The sequence below is a fragment of the Methylobacterium sp. ap11 genome (assembly GCF_900110515.1).
Taxonomy (GTDB): Bacteria; Pseudomonadota; Alphaproteobacteria; order Rhizobiales; family Beijerinckiaceae; genus Methylobacterium; species Methylobacterium ajmalii.
The window spans coordinates 83,135-89,010 of record NZ_FOEB01000011.1; the positions used below are offsets into that span (position 1 = coordinate 83,135).

The 5,876-nt window shown below is 72.8% G+C and carries 6 protein-coding genes, 1 tRNA gene and 1 pseudogene; all 8 read right to left on the reverse strand.

Annotated elements, in window-relative coordinates:
- Nucleotides 1-167: 167 nt before the first annotated feature.
- Nucleotides 168-458: a CRISPR-associated endonuclease Cas2 gene (gene cas2, locus BMX97_RS17480; protein WP_060847372.1), complete on the reverse strand. Its 291-nt coding sequence runs from the start codon at nucleotides 456-458 to the stop codon at nucleotides 168-170.
- 9 nt (nucleotides 459-467) lie between these two features.
- Entirely contained in the window at nucleotides 468-866 is a 399-nt protein-coding gene (locus tag BMX97_RS17485; protein WP_280142803.1) for a CRISPR-associated endonuclease Cas1, read from the reverse strand.
- A 272-nt stretch (nucleotides 867-1,138) separates the two neighbouring features.
- A pseudogene (locus tag BMX97_RS32150) lies at nucleotides 1,139-1,216 on the reverse strand (CRISPR-associated endonuclease Cas1); the annotation flags it as partial.
- A gap of 66 nt (nucleotides 1,217-1,282) precedes the next feature.
- Entirely contained in the window at nucleotides 1,283-2,218 is a 936-nt protein-coding gene (cas7c, locus tag BMX97_RS17490) for a type I-C CRISPR-associated protein Cas7/Csd2 (RefSeq protein WP_091752631.1), read from the reverse strand.
- Nucleotides 2,208-4,049 (reverse strand): type I-C CRISPR-associated protein Cas8c/Csd1, encoded by a 1,842-nt coding sequence (gene cas8c / locus BMX97_RS17495; RefSeq protein ID WP_210187649.1) that lies wholly within the window; start codon nucleotides 4,047-4,049, stop codon nucleotides 2,208-2,210. The genes cas7c and cas8c overlap by 11 nt, the downstream gene beginning before the upstream one ends.
- Nucleotides 4,046-4,660, reverse strand: coding sequence for a type I-C CRISPR-associated protein Cas5c (gene cas5c / locus BMX97_RS17500; protein WP_244538496.1), 615 nt, complete (start codon nucleotides 4,658-4,660; stop codon nucleotides 4,046-4,048). Before cas5c ends, cas8c begins: the two co-directional genes overlap by 4 nt.
- Before the next feature lie 441 nt (nucleotides 4,661-5,101).
- Nucleotides 5,102-5,782, reverse strand: coding sequence for an alpha/beta fold hydrolase (locus BMX97_RS17505; RefSeq protein ID WP_091752633.1), 681 nt, complete (start codon nucleotides 5,780-5,782; stop codon nucleotides 5,102-5,104).
- A gap of 18 nt (nucleotides 5,783-5,800) precedes the next feature.
- Nucleotides 5,801-5,876, reverse strand: a tRNA-Lys gene (locus BMX97_RS17510).

Here is a 5,876-nt window from a genome sequence, read left to right on the forward strand (position 1 = left end):
GCGCTGAAAACGAAATATCGCGCCTGCGCGCGAACCTCCCCCGCCGGGGAGCGCCCCGGGCTGAGGCGGGGGACGGAGCGGGTAGGAAAAGCGTGTCGCCGCAACGGGATCGCCGCTGCGCGAACCCTCCGGGTGGGGGCTGTCCGCTCGGGGTTCGCGCAGGCCGCTCAGAAGAGCAGCGGTCCCTCGAGGTCGAGGATCGGCTTGGCGCCGACATGCTCGATCCGGCCGCGGGCCTGGGCGCCCAGCCGGTAGAACCGGAGCGAATCCTGCGCCGGATCGATCTCGGCGACGAGGCGGGCGCGCAGAGCCGTCCACTGGGCCGGCTCGACCTCGCACTCGAAGACCGAGTTCTGCACCCGCTGGCCGTCATCGAGGCAGGCCCGGGCGACGCGGCGCAGGCGCCGGCGTCCCGCGGCGGATTCGGTGCTCACGTCGTAGGCCACGAGCATCAGCATGGCGCCGCCTCACTTCCAGACGAAGGCGGGGTAGCCGTCGAGGTCGCCGCGCAGGTGGCGGGCGAGCATCTGCGCCTGGGCATGGCAGACGAGGCCGAGCGGCATCGTCTCGTCGAGGAACGGGTGGCGCAGCTCCTCGCGCTTGCGCTCCTGCCAGGCCACCAGAACCCGCTTGCGGCCGGCTTCGGTGAGGCGCACGCCGCCGGTCTCCTCGACGGAAAAATCCTCGGCGCCGACCTGGCGCCGGTTGACGAGGCTGAGGGCGAGCCGGTCGGCCAGGACGGGGCGCAGCTCCTCCATCAGGTCGAGGGCGAGGATAAGCAGATTTCGCCGAAGTGGACACCGGTTCGGCGGCAAAAATCTGCGGCAGAACAAGAAGCCAAGCGGGCGAAGCGTTGGCCTGCCCACGGTACACGACAGTGACGTGAACCCACGATGATTGCCCCTCCCCCTCGCAACCTCATCCTGAGGTGTTGGCGATCAGAGATCGCACGCGATCGAAGATCGACTGACCTCGAAGGAGGGCTCCAGATGCCTCCGAGATCACTGGACCCCTCCTTCGAGGCTCAGCGATCTTCGATCGCCCGCACCTCAGGATGAGGTTGCGGGTGGAAAAGCCTTAATACCCAAAAGCTTCACGCCCGTGTCGTGTACCGTGTGGCCTGCCAACGCAAGTCTGCTTAGCGCGGCCCCGGACGGTCGGCGTGCGGGAAGCCGACCTGCGGGTCGAGCCCGTGCGCCTCCAGGGCCGACCGGCACGTGGCCGCGCAGGCCCGCGACGTCGTCCACGCTCGGCGCGCGCCGGGCGATCCCGGTGCCGCCCGCTACCGCTCGATCACCTCGACCCCCTCCGGCAGCCCGTCCCGGTCCACCGTGACGCGGTAATCCGCGAAGCTGCGGGCCGGGGGCCAGTTGTCGGTGGCGTCGGCGCCGATCTCGTGCGCCTCGCCCTTGTGCACCCGCAGGGTCCGCACCCGGTCGAACAGCGCGTGGGCCGGCGCGTTGCCGAGCGCCGTGGCGTGGCGGAAGATCACGAGCTTGCGGGTCGCCATCTCGCCGCGGGCGGCCGAGCGGTCGTGGTCGAACATCTGCCCGAGCGCCTCGAACAAGAGCGCGAGGTCGTCGTCCGAGAAGCCCGTGCCCTTCACCGGATGCGAGGCGAGCGGCGCCGAGACGAAGCCGTGGGCGCGGTAGAGGCCGTAGGGCACGATGTGCTTGCGGCCCATGGTGCGCCCGCCCTTGGCCTCGGCGTCGGCCTCCGTGGTGGCGGCGAGCCGGGTGATGGCGATCTCGAGCGGCAGGACCGGCTCGACCGAGCGCGCGAAGGCGAGCTGGACCGGGCCGCGCACCTGGCCGGCATTGACGCCGGTGGTCATCACCGCCCCGAAGGTGCGGATGTCCCAGAAATTGGCGCACATCCAGCGCGTCAGCTCGCGCGCCTTGGCCTCCTTGGGCAGCTTCTTCTGGTCCTCGGGCTTGGCCTCCGGCATCACGGCGGCCCAGGCCCGGCGGTGCTCGGCGTTCAGGGTGGCGCCGTCGCGCATGTAGATCTCGTGGCCCGGCGCCTCGGGGCGGGCGAGCGCGACGTAGTTGCGGATCTTGCGCTTGAGGGCGACGTCGGAGACGAGGCCCTGGTTGGTCTCGGGATCGAGCCGGGGCAGGTTGCCGGCATCCGGATCCCCGTTCGGGTTGCCGTTCTGCACGTCGAAGAACAGCACGAATTCGTGGCGGCGGGTCACGCCGGCGGCCTCAGACGTCATCCTGGCGGTCCTCGCTCTGGCTGTCCTGGGTCTGGCTGTCCTGGGTGGTCTCGGCCTCGACCGCGGCCGCGAGGGCCGGCCGGCCGGCGAACTGCGCCTGGCGCTGGTGGTAGTAGCCGATGGCGAAGCGCCCCTGGGCCTCGAGGCGCAGCACGCGGGGCAGCGCCGAGGGCAGCCGCTCGACGATCTCGCCGATCTCGCGCTCGATCCAGTAATCCTTGCCGTCCTTGCGCAGGCGCCCGACATGGTTCTGCGCGCCGCGCAGGAGGAGCGGGAAGACCCCCGCCGGCGTCGCCGAGGCCGCCCCGAAGTAGCGGTCGCGGATGGTGGCGTTGATCCCCCGCCCGAGGGCGAGGCGCTGCGCGGCCTCGAGCGCCGCGAACAGGCGCCCGAGCTGGTAGGCGGGGCTGGGATCGTCCTTGTCGAGGCTCACCGGAATCTCTCCTCGGTCTCCGTTGAGGCGCAGGTCGCGCGTCAGGCAGGCGCGGATGGCGGCGGCGTGCCAGCCGGTCGCCGGGTCGTCGCCCGCCCGCAGCCGCACCAGGGCGGCGGCGAGCCAGCTGCGCGGGTAGCGCGTGCCGGCGAGCACCGCCCGGGCGACCTCGCCGGCGAGCAGGGGCGGGATGTTGTCGAACTTCTCCTGCAGCGCCGTCGTCTTGACGAGCAGGCGCCCGATGGCGGGCGATCCGCCCCAGCCGCGGGGCCGGGGCGCGAGGGCGAGGTCGGCGTGGTGCTGCGCCAGGCGCCGCGCGAAGGCCTCGAAGGAATCCTCCAGCCAGAACCGCACCGAGAGGCGCGCGGCGTTGGGCGCGAGCCCCAGGACGTGGAAGCGGGTGCCGGGCGCGACCTGTGGCGCCACCGCCTCGACCGGCCGGCCCGCGGCGAGCGCCGCGAGGGCGTCGCGGATCAGCGCGGCCTCGGCGGCGTCCCGGTCGGGGGCCGGGCCCGGGGCGGGATCGAACCAGGACGCGAAGGTGTCCTCCGCCGCCTTGGCCGCGTCCTCGCCGACCGTGGCCGAGGTGTCGGCCCAGAACGCCACCGTGGCGTCGCCCAGCGGGCGGCGCAGGCGGTTGCGGCTGGCGCGGTCGAGCATCCGGTTGAGGGCCGCGCCGTAGCGGAAGCCCGCCTCGGCCGAGACCGGCGCGTTGTCGCCCTGCACCTTGCCGTAGGACGTGAAGGCGTCCTTGTTGAAGGAGACGAGCGCGGCCCCGGAGGATTGCGCGCCCTCCACGCCCTTGATGGTCGGATGGAGCCGCAACGGCGCGGCGGGCCGGCCGGTGACGAGACAGACCTGACCGGCCGTCTCCGCGGAGGGCCCGCCCGCCAGGAGGCGCCGGGCCGCGGGCCGCTCGTGGAGGTAGGCGTGCTCGCCGGCGAGCTCGAACACCAGGTTGGCGTCCAGCATCTCCGGCGCGAACGGCGCGGCGTCGAACGCCGCCGGGTCCCAGGATTCGAGGAACCGGGCGAGGGCCAGGAGGCCCGGATCGTCGGTTCCCGCCAACAGGTCGCGGTGCAGCGCCTTGAAGGCGGCGTGCTCCTCGGCCGTGCGGCGGCCCAGGCCGGCGGTGCGGCCGAGGACGTAGGCGGTCTTGTCCCACAGCCGGTTCGGCAGGATGCCGGCGGTGCGCTTCACCGCGGCCGGCACGTCGAGAAGGCGGGGCTGGCGCTTGCGGCCCGCGGTCTCGTGCAGGTCCCGCACCTCGACGACGGCGCCGTCCGGCGCGAGCCGGAGGCAGAACCCGATCTTCTCGCGCGAGAAGCCCGGCGCCTCCGCCTCGCCCCGCGCCGCCATGCGGTCGTAGTAGCGGTCGAGGGCCTGCAGGATCGTCACGTCGCCGTCCCCTCGGCGAGGCAGGCCCGCACGTCGAGCACGCCGTCCGCGAGGCGGGCGCGGAAGAACCGCGACGCCCGCTCCGGCCCGACGATGTCGTGCAGCATCCAGCCGAGGTCGCGCTCGCGCTGATCGGCGGGCAGCGTGCTCTCCGGCAGGGGATCGGCCTCGGCGAGGAGGGCGAAGTCGGCCGGGAACTCGCGCGTGCCGAGGCAGGGCCGGTGGAAGCACTGGCCCGCCGCCGCGCGGCGGTTGAACATGCTCAGGTACTTGGCCGGCGTGTCGTCGCGGCCGGCCTTGTCGGTGAGGGCGAAACGCGCCTCGATGACGTAGGCGACGTCCGTGAGCAGGGTCGCGGCCCGCTGCTGGCGCTTCTCCTCGACGACGAGGCCGAGCCCCGCCGTCGAGCCCGCCTGCATGGCGCGCTCGGCGAGGGCCGACGACACCTTGTCCTCGACCTCGTTGCGCCGCAGCGACTGGAAGCGGATCGGCCTGAGGACGTGGATCCGGTCGACGACCCAGCGCATCTGCGGCTTCCAGAGAACAGCCTCGAGGATGCCGCGGGCCGCCGACGGCGTCATGACGTCGTAGGAGACGCGCTCCACCTTCATCTCGGGTCGCGTGAAGCACGCCCGGTCGCCCCAGACGTGAAGCTTGATGCCGTATCCCACCGGCGGTCTCCGATGATCCTGACACTGCGTTTCGATTGCGACTTGTGCCCGATCTCCCGGGACACGATGACTTTCAGGCGGAGTCGTTCGAACGGAGATATCAGCGTTGCCGCCGAACGCCATCGTGGGTAAACCTTGCAGCCGGAGACTTGCTCATAGCGACAACATCGCGAGGACTGGGGCCGGATGCAACCGAACGCGAGCGTCTTGCAGCTCTCGTGCGCGCCGATCCCGGTTCGCGTGCCAAAGTTGCCACTCGACGAGGAGGCACCGCCGTCCGATCGGGAACATTCTTCGACGAAGCGGGGCAAGTTTGCCGAACGACGAACCGGCAGGATCGGAGCCCAGGAGCGGCGGGTCGGCGATCGCCCGCGGCGCGAGCTAGCCCCCTCCCCCGCCGGCATCGCCCGGCCGGGGCGACGTCCAGGCGGCCAGGGCGGCCAGCACGGCCGCGACGGTTCCGGGGTGGTCCATCAGGCGCGTGTGGTCGCCCGGAACCGCGATCCAGGCCTCGCCGAGGCCGGGACGGGCGCGCGCCAGGCTCACCAGGCCGTCATGGGGCGTGGCGAGCCGGGTGCGGAAGAACGGGATCAGCGCCCGGGTGCCGGCCACCGCCACGAGCGGGCAGGCGGGCATGGGGATCGTCGCCGCGGCGGCGGGGCGCAGGTCCTGGAGGGCCGGGCCGAACAGGGCGCGGCCGAGCCGGAAGGCGCAGACGCGGTCGGCGGCCTCGCTGCCGCGATGCGGCGTTCCGATCGTCACGAGGCCGGCGGCGAGATCGGGCCGTGCCGCGGCGAGGTGGCGGGCGACGAGGCCGCCCATGGAATGGCCGACGAGGACGAGCGGGACGCCGGCCCGGTGCCGCAGTGCCGAGACGGCGGGGTGGAGGTGTTCGGCGCAGGCCGCGAGACCGAGGCGGCGGGAGGGATAGCCGAGGCACGCCGTGCGATGGCCGGCAGCGTCGAGATGCGCGGCGAGGCGCGCCATGCTGCGCCGGGTGCGGCCGAGGCCGTGCAGGAGCACCACCGTCGCGGGTGGACCGCTCACGGCTGCGTCAGTCATCGGGATCTCGGGAGAGGATGGTGGGCGCACTAGGGCTCGAACCTAGGACCCGCTGATTAAGAGTCAGCTGCTCTACCAACTGAGCTATGCGCCC

What these genes read in the sequence shown, in the direction of transcription:
- cas2 (WP_060847372.1), bottom strand. Translation starts at nt 458, where the DNA reads ATGCTGATGCTCGTGGCCTACGACGTGAGCACCGAATCCGCCGCGGGA.
- cas7c (WP_091752631.1), bottom strand. Translation starts at nt 2,218, where the DNA reads ATGACGTCTGAGGCCGCCGGCGTGACCCGCCGCCACGAATTCGTGCTG.
- cas5c (WP_244538496.1), bottom strand. Translation starts at nt 4,660, where the DNA reads ATGAAGGTGGAGCGCGTCTCCTACGACGTCATGACGCCGTCGGCGGCC.
- BMX97_RS17505 (WP_091752633.1), bottom strand. Translation starts at nt 5,782, where the DNA reads ATGACTGACGCAGCCGTGAGCGGTCCACCCGCGACGGTGGTGCTCCTG.